The sequence below is a fragment of the uncultured Campylobacter sp. genome (genome assembly GCF_938045345.1).
In the GTDB taxonomy this organism is placed as follows: Bacteria; Campylobacterota; Campylobacteria; order Campylobacterales; family Campylobacteraceae; genus Campylobacter_B.
In genome coordinates, this window is record NZ_CALIMS010000001.1 from 1 (window position 1) to 14,476 (window position 14,476).

Sequence of the window (14,476 nt, forward strand, 5' to 3'; positions counted from 1 at the left end):
ACATCGTTTTGTATATCTCCTTTGCCAGCGGCTGCGTCTCGCGCTCGCTAAGCTCGCTTAGCTTCGCCGTCACGTCATCGGGCAGCACCTTGCCCGTGTAGCCCACGAATTTCGCCATGACCTCGGTCATCTTTTGCACGGCTTTTTGTTTATCCATCGCTTCTCCTTTGCTGGTTTTTGCTTTCAAATTTTTCATAGATGCCCGCTAGGACGCATCCCGCAGCGTAGCAGAGCAGGTCGGCAAAATCAAACGTCCCGCCGATCATTACTTTTAAAATTTTACTTTCTACACCTAAAATTTGCACCGCGCCAAAATACTGCGCAAACTCCAAAGCCGCCGCGAATACGAAAATTTTAAGCGGCAAATTTAAAGGCGACTCGCTAAAAATAGCCCTAGCGAGCGCGTAAAGCAAGATGACAGCCAAAACGTCGCCCGCGTAGTGACGCATGAAGCCGCCTTTTACACACATCGCGATGTAAATTTCAGCCGCCAAAATCAGTACCGCCGCGGCTAAAAATGCTAGCCTCGTCCGCGCGCTTTGCCTTGTTTGCGCCTTTTTTGCACCCTTCGATCCAGCCTTTTGCTCGTTGAAATTTTCCTCTCGCAACGCTTTCCTTTTAAATTTAGCCGTTAAATTTGACCCGCGCGGCGGACGTAAATTTAGAGATGATTTATCAGGCTCGCATTATACGCGGCACCGAAACCATTGTCGATATTTACGACGCTCACGCCGTTTGCGCAGCTGTTTAGCATCGCTAGCAGCGCCGCAAGCCCGCCAAAGCTCGCGCCGTATCCCACGCTGGTGGGCACCGCGATCACCGGCACGCTAACAAGCCCTGCTAGCACGCTAGCTAGCGCGCCCTCCATGCCCGCCGCCGCGATCGCGACCTTTGCGCCGCGTATCTCGTCTAAATTTGCAATCAGCCTGTGCAGCCCCGCCACGCCCGCGTCGCTAAATTTGCGCGCGTCGTTGCCTAGAAATCGCGCCGTCTCGTACGCCTCCTCCACTACAGCGCCATCGGCTGTGCCGGCAGAGACTATCGCGATGTAGCTTTGCGTGAGCGCGGGTTCTTTAAATTTGACGGTGACGACGCGACCGCGAGCGTTAAACTCCGCCTGCGGCAACGCCTCGCGCAGCCGCTCAAAAACCCGCTCGTTCGTGCGTGTGATCAGGATATTTTGCCCTCTCGCGCCGATCGCTTCTGCGATACGTAAAATTTCATCATCCGTCTTGCCCTCGCCGTAGATCACCTCGCCCGCGCCGTTTCGCAGGGCGCGCTGAGTGTCGATCTTGGCGCAGCCCACGTCCTCGTATGGGTAGTTTTTCAGATATTTTAGCGCCTCTTGCTCGCTCACGCGGCCGCTTTTTATCCCCGCGAAAAGCTCTAAAATTTCATCCTCTCTCATGCAAAACATCCTCTCTAAGTCCCTTCAGATCGAGCGTCACGTCCGCAGCACCTAGCATCACTAGCTGCCTAACGATGCTTTTAAATTTCGCGTCGCTTAGGAAGTTTTGCATGCTAGAAAAGGGCATTTGCAGCTTTATATTTTTGCGGTCGCACCGCGCGCGGACGTTTGCGTAGCCGCTTGCGATGAGTAGATTTTCCGCGGCTTCGATCAAATTTAGCTCGTTCAGGTCGATCTCGCGCCCGTGCGGCAGACGCGTTAGCAAACACGCGTAGCCGGGCTTTTCGGCGGTGGGTAAATTTAACTCACGCGATAGCTCGCGGATTTCTGATTTGGTTAAATTTATTAGCGGCGAGAGTACGCCTAGCTCCTCTTTTGCTTTGAGTCCGGGTCGGTGTTCGCCCAGATCGTCTCGGTTCGTGCCGTCTGCGACGCGGCTAAAGCCAAGCTCACGGGCGCGCTCGATCAGGCGCGAAAACACCGCCTTTTTGCACAGATAGCAGCGGTTTTCGGGATTGTTTTTGATCTCCTCCGCGACGCCGAGTTCTAAAATTTCGTGGCGGATGCCGTAAGCGCGGGCAAATTCTACGGCTTCGGCGATCTCGCGCGAGGACATGTAGGGCGATCTGATCGTTATGCCGATCGCGCGCTCACCCAGCGCGTCGTGCGCCGCGCGCAGCAGCAGCGAGCTGTCCGCCCCGCCGCTAAATGCGACCGCCAGCTCGCCCAGCCCGCGCAGATCAGCCTTTAGTTTTTCTAGTTTCGTCATAGATTTTCAGCGCCTCTTTTCGCACCCGCTCGATCGTCGTGCCGTGCGCGAGCGCCGCGGCCTTGCACTCGTCAAATTCTGGCTTTATTTTTTGCGTTTGCCCGTTGCCAGAAATTTTAAGCCCTATCTCGCCGAATTTCGTCTGCACCCGCACAAACTCGCGCTTTAGCTCGGTTTTAGCAACCTCTATCTCGCGAATGCCGATCGCCGTCGTGTGCGTAAAAATCAGATCCTTTAAATTTTGCGCGTCCTGTTTGCGGCACAGCGCGTTTAGCTCAAAGCCCGCGCGCCCCTTTTTCATAAAGATCGAGCGGCTAAAGACGTCCAGCGCGCCGTTTTCGCGTAAAATTTCACAGGCAAGCGCGAAGCTCTCGGCATCCATATCGTCGATGTTGGTGGAGATCAGAATTTGCTTGCAAACTGCGCCGTAGCCAGCTTTTTCGCTTAAATTTCGCTCGCCGCTTTCGTTGTTTAAATCCTCATCGGTCTCGCAAAGCATCACTCGAAGCACGTTTGCAAAGCCTGCGGCGTCTTTGCCGCCAGCGCCATAGCCGATCTTTTCGATACTAAAGCTCGCGCCGTCCGTAAATTCGTCCACGCAGGCCTTTAAAATCGCCGCTCCCGTGGGCGTAGTCATCTCGAAATTTGTGCGTCCGAGGCTTACGGGCACGCCTTTTAAAATTTCGCAAACGGCTGGCGCAGGTACGCTAAGCGCACCGTGATCGCAGATCGCTACGCCGCCGCCGAGCTCGATTTTAGAGCTTACGACGCGCGAGACGCCGAGTTTTTCAAAAAGATATTCGAGGCAGATTGCTGCGCCCGCGACGTCCGCGATGCTATCTATCGCGCCGAGCTCATGAAAATGCACCCGCTCTATGTCAATGCCGTGGACTTTGGCCTCCGCCTCGGCAATCGTGCGAAATATCGCGCCCGCTCTTTGTTTGCAACGCCCGCTCAAATTTGAACTCTCTAAAATTTGCCTGATACCCGCGTAGCTTCTGGCGTGAGGCTTGGATTTTAGCGGCACGACGTCGATTTTTGTCGCGGCGATGCCGTTTTTTAGCACGTTTTTGCGCTCTAGCTTAAATTCGCCGTGCAAATTTAACTTCTCAAGCTCGGCGCAAAGATAGTCAAAATCCACTCCGAGCCCGACAAGAGCGGCCAAGTTCATATCGCCGCTGATACCCGCGCTAGCGTCGTAATATAAAATTTTAGCCAAACTTACGCCTTAGGCACCGTCATCGAGCCAAACGGCAAGATGATGATCCCGGCGTCCGCGCCCTTTTGCGCTAGCGCGTCGTCCACGGCCTTTTGGATGTCGTGATACGGTTTTAGATGCACGGCTCGCAACTCATCGTCGCTTAGATCGCTCACCGCCCAGGTCTGCGCCCAGAGCGAGATTTCCGCCATCTTAGCGGCCTTGTGGTAGCCGAGCTTAAAGCCCGCGCTGATCTTTTCGAGCACCTTTTTAGGCGTATCCGCGGATGCCATCAGGTCAAAAAACGGCTTTGGTCCGATGCCCGTGCGGCACTTTGCGACCATTATTAAAATTCCGTCCTGCGCGAGCGCTAGTTTGCCGTTATCTAGGGCTTTTTGCGCCTGATAGAGATCAACGTCCATCGGATAGGGCGCGACCGAGATCACGATGTCAGCCTTGCGCGGGATATTTACGCAAAATACCTCGTCTGCCTTTTTCACGCAGTCGTAAAAGCTGTCGTTTAGATCGCCCGCGCTTGCGTAATACACGCCGTGCTCGCTGTCAAGCACCGTCTGGATCGAAAAAACGTCAATGTGCGCTAACACCTTCATCGCGTCGATCATATCCTCGTGCACGGGGTTGCCCTCTAGGCGCAGCGCCTGCGCGTCGGAGCTTAGTGCGAGCTTATGGTTTTGCGTGATGCTCTCATACGACGCGGTGCCAGGCAAAAAGGCCTTTCTGCCGCCCGTGTAGCCCGCGAAATAGTGCGGTTCAACCGAGCCTATGACGATCACTTTTTTCGCCTCGGCTACGATTTTGTTTAGATACATCTGCGTGCCGTTTTTGCTCTCGCCTAAAAATACCATCTCGTCGTGCTTGGAGTCGTGATCGTGAACTTCGCCTTTGGCTCTGATTTCCGCGTAAATTTCTTTGCCGAAGATCATCTCGTATTCATCGAGCGTGCCCTCTCTGTGGCAGCCCGTGGCGATGATGAAAATTTTATTTTTCTCGCGGATTTTCGGATAAATTTGCTTTAAAACTTTTGCCGTCGGCGTAGGTCTCGTGCCGTCGTTTACGATGATGACGATCTTTTCATCGCCCGCTATAAACTCGTCAAAGCTTTTTTGATTTATCGGATTTGCCAGAGCCTTTGCGATGAGCGCCGTTTCGTCAAATTTAGCCACGGGGTTTGGATCGAAAACGCCGAGCAAATTTTTCTCGTTTATCTCTAAGCTTAGATGATCATCTTTGCCGTATGCGATAGGGATTTGCATATCTGCCTCCTATGTGGAATTTGGCGGGATTATAACGTAAATTTTATTTAAAACGATTTAGCCTCGCGCGGGTTATGAACGGAATTTAGAAAGCTTTAGAATTTAAAAATTTTAAAAGCCGCTGGAGTTTGAAATTTAAAGCTCGCGAGCCGTCTGCCCGCGAGCGCAACTATTATAAATAGCCGTAAATATGAGCGAAGATAAAGCCCATCGCGCATGAAGTAAGAACGCCTATTAGCCCAGGAAAAATGAAGCTGTGGTTGATGACGAATTTACCGATGTGCGTAGTGCCGGAGCGGTCGAACTGGATCGCCGCAAGATCGCTCGGATAGGTAGGTAGGATATAGTATCCGTAGCAAGCCGGTGCAAACGCAATAATAAGACCCGGATCGATACCGATGCTAACCGCTAGCGGTACGAAAGTAGCAACCGCTGCTGCTTGGGAGTTAAGGAATTTGCTAATCAAAAGCGAAACGATGACATATGTCCACGGATACGCCATAACGACCTTACCTAGCGACGCTTTTAGCATTTCGATATGAGCAGTAAACATAGTCTCTGCCATCCATGAAATTCCATAGATCGCCACGAGCGCGATCATACCGCTATGAAAAATTTCATTTTTAGCGATATTGCCAGCTTTAATACCCGAGACAATCATCATGATGGACGCCGCTAGGAGCATGAAAATTTGAATGGTTAAGACCATATTTAAATTTGTGGTCTTTTTCATAGTATCTTTTACGACTATGCTTGCGTTTGCGATGCTCTCGCTCTTATCACCTGTCGTAATTACTACATTTCCGTCTTGAGAGACGATGCTTTGAGCTAGCTTTTTATCTTTGTCGTAAATTTCGACGCTATTAAATTTCGTCGCATCCTTAACCTTAGACTCTTTGACGTTTGAGACGACCTTACCGCCGTCCACCATGGAGATGACCTGACCATCTTTGATCGTGATGTTTTTGACCGTTTTTTTATCGACGATGATCTCTACAGATTTTCCAGGGACATTTTTAGTCCACGCAGGACGCAAGCTTTTCTCGTAACCTAAAACCGCTACTAGCGCAATAGTGGCTAAGAATATCCACATGCAGATCCACTTAATCCTAGGAAGCTTTTGACCTAGCAAGGTCGTGCTTTCGCCGTAGATATATTTTTTCTGCTCTGGATCTTTGATCTTTTCTTGGAATTCCGGATCTTTATCTAGATCTTTACCTCTAAAAATCGACCACGTTCCGATTGCAAGCATACCGATGAAAGTAGAAGGGATAGTGAGTTTTAGCAGATCCAAATACGTACTAAAGCCCTCGATATGCACGCCTTGGCCTAGTAAGATCGCGACCATCGAAACGCCGGCAACCGAAACGGGGCTAGCGATGATAGCAAGCTGCGAGGAGATCGTAGAAGCAGCCATCGGGCGCTCAGGGCGAATCCCATTTTTAATAGCTACGTCATAGATGATCGGAAGCAGCGTATAGACGGTGTGTCCCGTTCCGCACAAAATCGTAAGCGTCCACGCAACAGTTGGAGCGATGATACAAACCATCTTCGGATGCTTACGAAGCAATTTCTCCGCTATTTGAAGCATTACATCAAGCCCTCCCGTAGCCTGTAGCGTTGCACTTGCTACGACAACTGCAAGGATAGTTAAAATAACGTCCACTGCCGGCTTACCCGGCTCTAATCTAAATCCAAACACTAAGATCACTAAGCCTATACCGCCTAGAATTCCCAGCGCCATACCGCCTTTTTTAGCACCATAAAACAAACAGCCCAATACTATAATGAGCTGCAAAAAGAATTGAGTGCTTTCAGACAAACTTGTCAGAAACTCCATAGTTTCTCCTTCAGTAAAATTTAAAACAAACTTTGGCGATTATACTAACTTTTTATTTAAACAAAATTAAAGGAGCGTTACAAATTGTAAAAATCTATCAAAATAAAAATTTACTGAAATTATAATTTTAAAGCAGAATTTATAGCGAAATGTGAAAAATAAAATTTCACTTAGAGCTGTTTTTATATCATAGAATTTCGCAACTTTTAAGAAATCTTAGAATTTCATTATAGCTCAAGCTTTAAACCGATTTTTAAGCCTTGGGATAGTATCATTTCACAAAGAGCGGATTAGGATGAATTTTATAAAATTTTGTATTGCCTTTTTGATTTGTTTATCGCAGATGGCAGCAGCTGGTAGCTTTGATCTAAACTCCACGCTGCGTCTGGGCGCATTCGATGCAAGCTCGCACCGACTGCTTTTATGCGGCAGTGGCGGCGAGCTTAGGATGTTTGATACTGCTAAATGGAATGTGGAGTTCGCGCAAAAATACAGCGATAACGAAATCACGGCTCTAAATTTTAAAAACGGCAAAATTTATCTAGCTTGGGGCGGAGCCGAAATCGCGGTGCTAAACGATAGACTAAAGTTTTTACGCACGCTTAAGACGGGGCGTAGCGGCACAGCCCAAATAGATGCGATCTATGCCGCAAAAGACGCGATTTACGCGGTAGTGGATAAGAATCAACTAATAAGATTAGACGAAGACCCTGATAACAGCGCGGACGGCGGCTACGCCCCAGGTGAGAATTCCACCGCGAACGGGCAATCTTTAAATAGAAATTCCATCCCCGATGGGCTGCGCGGAATTTCGTTTCATTACGGCAGGATCAATGCCGTTAGCCTGGGCACTAACGGACTTTGCGTCGCAAGCTGGAACGGCGTAGCCTGTTTTAGCGCAGATCTCGTCGCGACTAAATTTAGCGGCATCGATACAGCGCCTAATCGCGCCGCGCAGGGAGAGCTTGGTAGCGTGAAATTTAAAGATGCGGAATTTGATAGCACGAAAATCGTGCAAGGCTCCGAGCAAAACGAAACAAAAGCTGGCGGCGCAAAGAGCGCGGGATTTCAAGGCTTAGAATTCAAAGGCGCAAAATTTCAAGACGAGGGGCTTAAAACTCAAAGCGAAATTTCAGCCGAAGCTGGCGATAAAAATTTAAGCGGCTCTATCGCCACTGCGCTTGCAGACTGCGATGGGACGCTGTTTGCAGGCGATATAGAGGGGGATTTTATAAATTTAAAAAGTGGCGAGCGCAAAAGCGTGGGCTCTTGGATCAAATCCATCGTGTGCGCCCGCGGCACGCAGCTTATCGCTACTAAAGATAAAATTTACGAAAATCAAAAAGCAGGATTAAAGGAGGTTGCGGATTTAAAAAGCGAATTTTTAGCGATGTACGCAGACGGGGAAGCGATCCTCGTAGTCAGCAAATCAGGTAAAATTTTAAAATTCTAAGAAAGGATTAGTATGTTAAAAAGTTTCAAACCCGTGCTTTTGGGCTCGGTTTTGTTCGCCGCAAGCGCCCTGTGTGCCGCAGATAGCGACTTAGAGCGCGTGATGAAAGAACGAAATTTAAGCGAAAAAGACGTTTTGGCAGCGGCTAAGACCTATCAGCCGACCGGTAGGAAGGACGATTATATGGTCTTCTCCTCCGGCGGTCAAAGCGGACAGGTGATCGTTTACGGCGTGCCGTCGATGAGGATCTACAAATATATCGGCGTATTTACCCCGGAGCCTTGGCAAGGATACGGCTTTGACGAGGAGAGCAAGGCGGTCTTAAGATCGGGCTCTATTAACGGCAAAGAGATCAACTGGGGCGATACTCACCATCCAAATTTCAGCGAAAAAAACGGCGAGTATGTGGGCGATTATCTCTTTATCAACGATAAGGCGAACCCAAGAATTGCGGTTATAAATTTATCAGATTTCGAAACCACTCAAATAGTCGTAAATCCCGTAATCAAAAGCGATCACGGCGGCTCTTTCGTAACGCCTAATACCGAATACGTCATCGAAACCAGCCAATACGCAGCCCCTTTCGATAACGACTGGCACCCGATCGAAGAGTATCAGGCGGTTTATCGCGGTGCGGTAACGCTATGGAAATTTGACTACGATAAAGGCAAAATCGACGTAAATAAATCCTTTTCTCTAGAGCTTCCTCCATATATGCAAGATCTAAGTGACGCAGGTAAGGGCGAGAGCTTCGGCTGGGCATTTACCAACAGCTTCAACTCCGAAATGTACACAGGCGGCATCGAAAAGGGTCTGCCTCCTATGGAAGCCGGTATGAGTCGCAACGATACCGACTACTTGCACGTTTATAACTGGCAAATTCTAGAAAAGCTTGCTCAAGACAGCAAAAACTACAAGGTCGTAAACGGACATAGGATCGTTACGATAGACGCCGCCGTAAAAGCGGGAGCGCTATTTTTGATCCCTGAGGCTAAATCCCCTCACGGCGTCGATGTTAGCCCTGATGGTCGCTATATCATTATCGGCGGTAAACTAGATACTCACGCTAGCGTTTATGATTTTAAAAAGATCAAAGAGCTAATTGATAAAAAAGAATACGCAGGCAAGGATCCATACGGAATTCCGATCCTAGATATGCAAAAGACGCTTCACGGACAAGCAGAGCTTGGTCTTGGACCTTTGCATAACACCTTCGATTCACAAGATGGCGTAATCTATACATCGCTTTACGTCGATAGCCAGATCGTAAAATGGAACTACAAGACACTAAAAGTTTTAGATAGGATCAACGTCCACTACAATATCGGTCACCTTGATTCTATGGAGGGCAAATCCTCAAAGCCTGTCGGTAAATACGTAATCGCGCTGGATAAGCTTTCGATCGATAGATTTAATCCTATCGGACCGCTTCATCCGCAAAATCACCAGCTCATCGACATTACAGGGCCTAAAATGGAGATGCTTTACGATCTTCCTATCGGTCTAGGTGAGCCGCACGACGTAGTTTCTATCGCAGCTAGCAAGCTTCATACGAAACCTACCTATACTATGGGAACAAACTCTCGCACTGGTAAGCAGCACCCTGCTATGACGTTAGCGGGTCAAGAGCGCATCGAGCGCGACGGTAAAAACGTAAAAGTCTATGCTACGGCGATCCGCAGCCATATTAATCCTGAGCACATCGAGGTTAATAAGGACGATAACGTAACGATCTATATGACAAATTTAGAGCGTGCCGAGGACGAAACTCACGGCTTTACGGTTGATGATTACGATCTGCATATGTCGCTTGAGCCGGGTAAGACTGCGAGCGTAAATTTCATCGCGGATAAAGAGGGCGTATTTCCTTTCTACTGCACTGAATTCTGCTCTGCGTTGCACCTTGAGATGTTTGGATATCTATATGTAAAAGATCCGAATAAAAAATATACTTCAGCTAAAGCGTCTATGCTAAAAGCTCTTAGCCCAGAAGCTCTAAAAGCCGAATACGACAAGGTAGTAGCTACGAATAAAGCCACCGACGACGTTATTCAATCAGTCGTTAAATTCTTAAAAGAGAAAAACTACGAGAAATATCCTAAGGTCAAGGCTTTAGTCGATGACGCGCTGGATCAATACGGCAAAATTCCTGAAACCAAAGCCAAGGCAGACGCCGCGGTAAAAGCCGGCGATATGAACGGCGCGATACTTTGGGAAGGTCAAGTTTGGCAGTACCTAGTAAAAACCGCAGATGTCGGACTTCGCGCTAAAAATAACCTAATCCGCGAGCTCTCCACTCCTATGAGCGAGGCTGCATCTAACGGCGAGAAGGCTTACCTACGCGGAGGCTGCAACGGCTGCCACGTCATCGGTCAAGTAAGCTCGGGTCCTGATCTAACGGGCGTCCTACTTCGCCACGAAAACGGCGAGAAGTGGGTAGCCGATTTCATCAAAGACCCTGCTAAATTCTACGAAGACGACTACGTTAAGGCAATGATAAATTACTTCAACCTTCGCATGCCAAATCAGCATATGAAAGACGAAGAGATCAAAGACATTATCGAATACCTAAAATGGGTCGATGAGAACGCGGGTCTTAACTAGCCCCACTCTCCCCCGCAAGGGGGAGAATTTAAAGGAGACGAAATGCCAAAATATAAAATTTACGCGATTTTAGCGCTGCTTATTATGACGGTCGCTTTTACCATCCCTACGCTCGGATTTTTCAAAGTCCAAGGCAAAATCGTATCGGGGCAGGTTAGCAGCGTCTCGCAGCTACCCGCATACTCCGCACCGATATGGAATTTTTATACGAAAGCATCGTATAAAAATCACCTAATTCCTAGTGATGTTAAAAATGATCTAGGCGCGATGCTGGAGCATAAATTTGAAGTGGGGGTCCCTAGCATACCGGTGTGGAAAATTTCACTCGAAGCGCCGAACTATCCAAAAGAGGCCTTCCCCGATGGAATTCCGCTTTACGTCCACGTTGACGGCTTTAGCGGCGATGTCGGCGAGATGAACACGCTAAATCACTATATCGGAATGTATCCCGTCTGGCGCGGCGGCACGCTCGAGCACTCTCTATCGCCGTATTATCTCATAATCGCGACGTTAGGAATGCTTGCGTTTTTGTACTATGATGGCAAGGGGCAAACCCTGCTTATGATCCTGCCGATCATTGCGCCGCTTATCTTCATCGGCTGCTACGTGGGTTGGCTCTATTGGTTCGGGCACAACCTACAGGATTGGGGCGCGTTTAAAATAAAGCCTTTTATGCCTACAGCATTTGGCGACGGCAGCGTGGCGCATTTTACTACCCATTCATATCCGGCTCTTGGCTTTTGGCTGATGCTAGCTCTGTCGCTACTATCGGCGTTAGCTCTACTATCTAAGAAAAAATTCCTACGAGAGCATAGATGAGGCTTTTGCTTCTAGCATTCTCGCTCGCGCTAAGCTTAGACGCGGGCGAGCTTCAAGACGCGATCGATAGCGCAAAAGCGGGCGATATTATCGAACTAGCCACAGGCGAGTACCACGGCAATATTTTAATCGATAAACCCCTTACTATCGACGGACTAGACCGCTCCGCCGTGATCATAGGCGATCGCAACGCAACGGTCATCCGCGTCCGCTCTCCGCATGTTACAATCAAGAATTTAACAATTCAAAACGGAGGCTTCGAACATCTTAGCGAGGATGCAGGGATCAACGTAAGCGACGTAAACAGCGTAATCATAAAAAATAATCTCATCAAAGACGTGCTCTACGGCGTCGTGCTAAGCAAGGCAAACGACGTAACGATCGAGGGCAACGAAATTTCAAGCAATACCTACCGCACGAGTTTCAAAGGCGACGGCATAAAGCTTTGGTATTCCAACGCCAATAAAATTTTAAATAACGACGTCCACAACGTCCGCGACACCGTTTTTTACTTCTCAAACGGTAATCTCGTCGCAGGCAATAAAGGCCACAACTGCCGTTATTCATTGCACTTTATGAACTCCGGGCACAACGTCGTGGAGGATAACTACTACGACGGCAATAGCGTGGGATTATTTTTTATGTTTTCAAGCGATAATATCGCCAGACGTAACGTCGTACGCAACGCAGACGGCGCTTACGGCGTAGGTATCGGTATGAAGGATAGCTCAAATTTCAGGGTTACGGATAATAAAGTCGTTTACAACGCCCGCGGATTTTATCTGGATCAATCCCCCTATCAGCCGGGCTCACTTAACGTTTTTGAAAACAACGATATCGAATACAATAGCATCGGCGTGCAATTCCACGCCACGCAGCTAAAAAGCGTATTTAAAAACAATAAATTTAAAGGCAATATGGAGATCGTGCTAAACGATACCCCACAATCCAAGCTCTTACAAAACGAATGGAGTGGCAACTACTTCGACGATTACGACGGATTTGACCGCGACGGCGACGGTTACGGCGACGTTAGCTACAGCTCATACGCCTACGCGGATAGGCTTTGGGCGTATAAACCGAATGTGCGGTTTTTTTACGGCTCCAGCGGGATCGCGCTTTTAAATTTCATCTCCAAGCTCGCTCCGTTTTCAGAGCCTGAGCTACTGCTAAAAGATCCAAAACCTAGGATGAGGCAATGATAAAGAATAGACGCGAAGCGATAAAACTACTTGGCGGAGCGCTCGGGACACTCGGGGCAGCGAGCTTGTTTGCGGATGAAAATTCGGCAAATTCTGTAAATTCCACAGACAGCGAAGCGCAGAATTCCGGCGCGTCAAATTCCGTAAATTCTGCGGGGCAAAATTCCGCGCCGAATTCCATAAAGCAAAATTCTGCGGAAAATTCTAGCGGGGATTCCGCCTCTTTATATCTGCGCCCGCCGGGAGCGCTGGCGGAGCGCGGCTTCCGCAGTAGCTGTATCAAGTGCGGCCAATGCGTGCAGGTCTGCCCCTATCACAGCATCTATCTGCTGGATATTACCCATCTTTTTGACATCGGCACGCCCGTCATCGATGCCAAAGAGCGAGGCTGTTATCTTTGCGGCGCGCTTCCTTGCGTGCTTGCCTGTCCAAGCGGCGCGCTTAGCCACGAAACGAACGAACCTAAAAAGGTTGCGATGGGTATCGCCGTGATTAAAAATTTAGACGCCTGTTTGGCGTATCGCGGGCAAACTTTAAAGTCTAGCGATCTGCGTCTAAAGCCTGCCAAGACCGAGCAGGAGCGAGAGTTAAACTCCGCGCTGGCAGCCAAAGAGGGCAAGGTCTGCGATCTATGCGCATCGCTGTGCCCTTACCCGCAGCCATTTGATGCCATAGCTATGATAAAAGCGGGCGCGCATTTCGCCCCGCAGATCCGTAGCGCTTGCGTCGGCTGTGGCGCGTGCGCAGAGCTCTGTCCGGCGCGTATCATCGAGATAATCCCGCGGGCGGATTACAAATCAATCTATGAAGGAAAACAATGAAAAACTCTATTAAATTCTACCTCTACTCGCTAGCTGCGGCGCTTTTGCTGTGCGGCTGCGGAGATGATGGCGATTCAGGCTCTGCCGCCGCAAATTCTGCAGGGCAGAATTCCGTTTCGCAAGGCCCCGCAGGGCAAAATTCTGCGGATCAGAATTCCGCGAGTTCAAATTCCGCATCGCAGAGCGCGGAACAAAATCATACTGCCAAGCCTCGCATCAGCGTTAAAAGCGGCGAAGCGCCCAAGAAGGACGATAAGTTCGTAAGCTACGATTTTTACGGCGAGCGAAAGGTAAATTTTAATCTAAACGGCGATGTAAACGAAACGACCAAAAATATCGTGGCGTATTCGAGCATCAAAAATCAATATGAAAAGCTAAATTTCGACCTGATGAAAAAGCGCCTTGGGCACGATTTTATCCTGCGCTGCTCGGCGTGCCACGACGACTACGCCAACGGCATCATAGGTCCGTCGCTTCTGGATAAAACCGACGCGCAGATCGTGGATATGATTAAAAAGTATAAATTCAAAGAAAAGCCTAATCCTCTTATGGTGCAGCTCGTAAACGGCATGAGCGAGCAGCAGATAGAGACGATGGCGAAAGAAATTTATGAGTTCAATCAACAATTTAAGGAGCAGAAATGAAACCGGGCAAAATTTTAGCTTTGATGTTGGGTGTAGCACTGATCGCGCTGATGATCTTTATGGCTAGTTCGGACGATTCTAGCGCGCCACAGCAAGAAGTCAAGCCGCAGGTGCAAGCAAAACCGGCGCCGCAGAGCAAGAGCGTCGATCTCATCGACGATAAGGACGTAAAAAATATTAAAATTTTAGAGCAAAGCGTCAAAGAGCGCGATTTTAAGGTTAGTAGCTCCTATCTGGTAAGCTGCGCGCCCTGCCACGGCGATGACGGACGCGGCAAGATCGCTCCGCCGATCGGTGGCAAGAGCAAGGATCAAATTTTAGCAAGCCTCAAAGATTATAAAGCGGGTAAGATCAAAAACAGCCTGATGAGCGGACTTTTAACCAACGTAAGCGACGAGAGCCTAGATAAGCTCGCGGATGAAATTTCAAAATTTAAAGAGTAGC

13 protein-coding genes and 1 pseudogene are annotated in these 14,476 nt (G+C 48.9%); 7 read left to right on the plus strand and 7 right to left on the minus strand.

Going from position 1 to position 14,476, the window contains the following annotated elements; genetic code table 11:
* The 7 genes and pseudogenes from Q0144_RS10560 to Q0144_RS00030 all read right to left on the minus strand — a co-directional run.
* Positions 1-157 (minus strand): annotated as a pseudogene (locus tag Q0144_RS10560) (L(+)-tartrate dehydratase subunit alpha); the annotation flags it as partial.
* Positions 150-608 (minus strand): DUF2809 domain-containing protein, encoded by a 459-nt coding sequence (locus tag Q0144_RS00005; protein WP_298060687.1) that lies wholly within the window; start codon positions 606-608, stop codon positions 150-152. The gene Q0144_RS00005 and the pseudogene Q0144_RS10560, both read right to left, overlap by 8 nt.
* A 53-nt stretch (positions 609-661) precedes the next feature.
* On the minus strand, positions 662-1,408 hold the full coding sequence (larB, locus tag Q0144_RS00010) for a nickel pincer cofactor biosynthesis protein LarB (RefSeq protein ID WP_298060747.1): 747 nt from the start codon (positions 1,406-1,408) through the stop codon (positions 662-664).
* Positions 1,395-2,177, minus strand: a complete 783-nt coding sequence (gene larE, locus Q0144_RS00015; RefSeq protein WP_298060689.1) for an ATP-dependent sacrificial sulfur transferase LarE — start codon at positions 2,175-2,177, stop codon at positions 1,395-1,397. The genes larB and larE overlap by 14 nt, the downstream gene beginning before the upstream one ends.
* The gene (gene larC / locus Q0144_RS00020; protein WP_298060691.1) at positions 2,149-3,396 is read right to left on the minus strand and encodes a nickel pincer cofactor biosynthesis protein LarC; all 1,248 of its coding nucleotides are present in this window, start codon (positions 3,394-3,396) and stop codon (positions 2,149-2,151) included. Before larC ends, larE begins: the two co-directional genes overlap by 29 nt.
* Positions 3,397-3,398: 2 nt before the next feature.
* Complete coding sequence (gene larA / locus Q0144_RS00025) at positions 3,399-4,649, minus strand: nickel-dependent lactate racemase (protein ID WP_298060692.1); 1,251 nt, start codon at positions 4,647-4,649, stop codon at positions 3,399-3,401.
* Positions 4,650-4,821: 172 nt separating this feature from the next.
* Complete coding sequence (locus Q0144_RS00030) at positions 4,822-6,489, minus strand: anaerobic C4-dicarboxylate transporter (RefSeq protein WP_298060695.1); 1,668 nt, start codon at positions 6,487-6,489, stop codon at positions 4,822-4,824.
* A gap of 295 nt (positions 6,490-6,784) precedes the next feature.
* Between Q0144_RS00030 and Q0144_RS00035 the strand changes: the two genes are divergently transcribed.
* From Q0144_RS00035 to Q0144_RS00065, 7 genes are read left to right on the plus strand one after another with little or no spacing between them, the layout of a single operon-like run.
* The gene (locus Q0144_RS00035) at positions 6,785-7,942 is read left to right on the plus strand and encodes a hypothetical protein (protein WP_298060697.1); all 1,158 of its coding nucleotides are present in this window, start codon (positions 6,785-6,787) and stop codon (positions 7,940-7,942) included.
* A 12-nt stretch (positions 7,943-7,954) separates the two neighbouring features.
* On the plus strand, positions 7,955-10,546 hold the full coding sequence (nosZ, locus tag Q0144_RS00040) for a Sec-dependent nitrous-oxide reductase (RefSeq protein ID WP_005870833.1): 2,592 nt from the start codon (positions 7,955-7,957) through the stop codon (positions 10,544-10,546).
* A 42-nt stretch (positions 10,547-10,588) separates the two neighbouring features.
* Positions 10,589-11,365: a cytochrome C gene (locus tag Q0144_RS00045; RefSeq protein WP_298060699.1), complete on the plus strand. Its 777-nt coding sequence runs from the start codon at positions 10,589-10,591 to the stop codon at positions 11,363-11,365.
* The gene (locus tag Q0144_RS00050; protein WP_298060702.1) at positions 11,362-12,567 is read left to right on the plus strand and encodes a nitrous oxide reductase family maturation protein NosD; all 1,206 of its coding nucleotides are present in this window, start codon (positions 11,362-11,364) and stop codon (positions 12,565-12,567) included. The genes Q0144_RS00045 and Q0144_RS00050 overlap by 4 nt, the downstream gene beginning before the upstream one ends.
* Positions 12,564-13,388: a 4Fe-4S dicluster domain-containing protein gene (locus tag Q0144_RS00055; protein WP_298060704.1), complete on the plus strand. Its 825-nt coding sequence runs from the start codon at positions 12,564-12,566 to the stop codon at positions 13,386-13,388. The genes Q0144_RS00050 and Q0144_RS00055 overlap by 4 nt, the downstream gene beginning before the upstream one ends.
* Positions 13,385-14,032 (plus strand): hypothetical protein, encoded by a 648-nt coding sequence (locus tag Q0144_RS00060; RefSeq protein WP_297989663.1) that lies wholly within the window; start codon positions 13,385-13,387, stop codon positions 14,030-14,032. Before Q0144_RS00055 ends, Q0144_RS00060 begins: the two co-directional genes overlap by 4 nt.
* Positions 14,029-14,475 (plus strand): cytochrome C, encoded by a 447-nt coding sequence (locus tag Q0144_RS00065; protein WP_297989661.1) that lies wholly within the window; start codon positions 14,029-14,031, stop codon positions 14,473-14,475. Before Q0144_RS00060 ends, Q0144_RS00065 begins: the two co-directional genes overlap by 4 nt.
* Position 14,476: the final 1 nt, after the last annotated feature.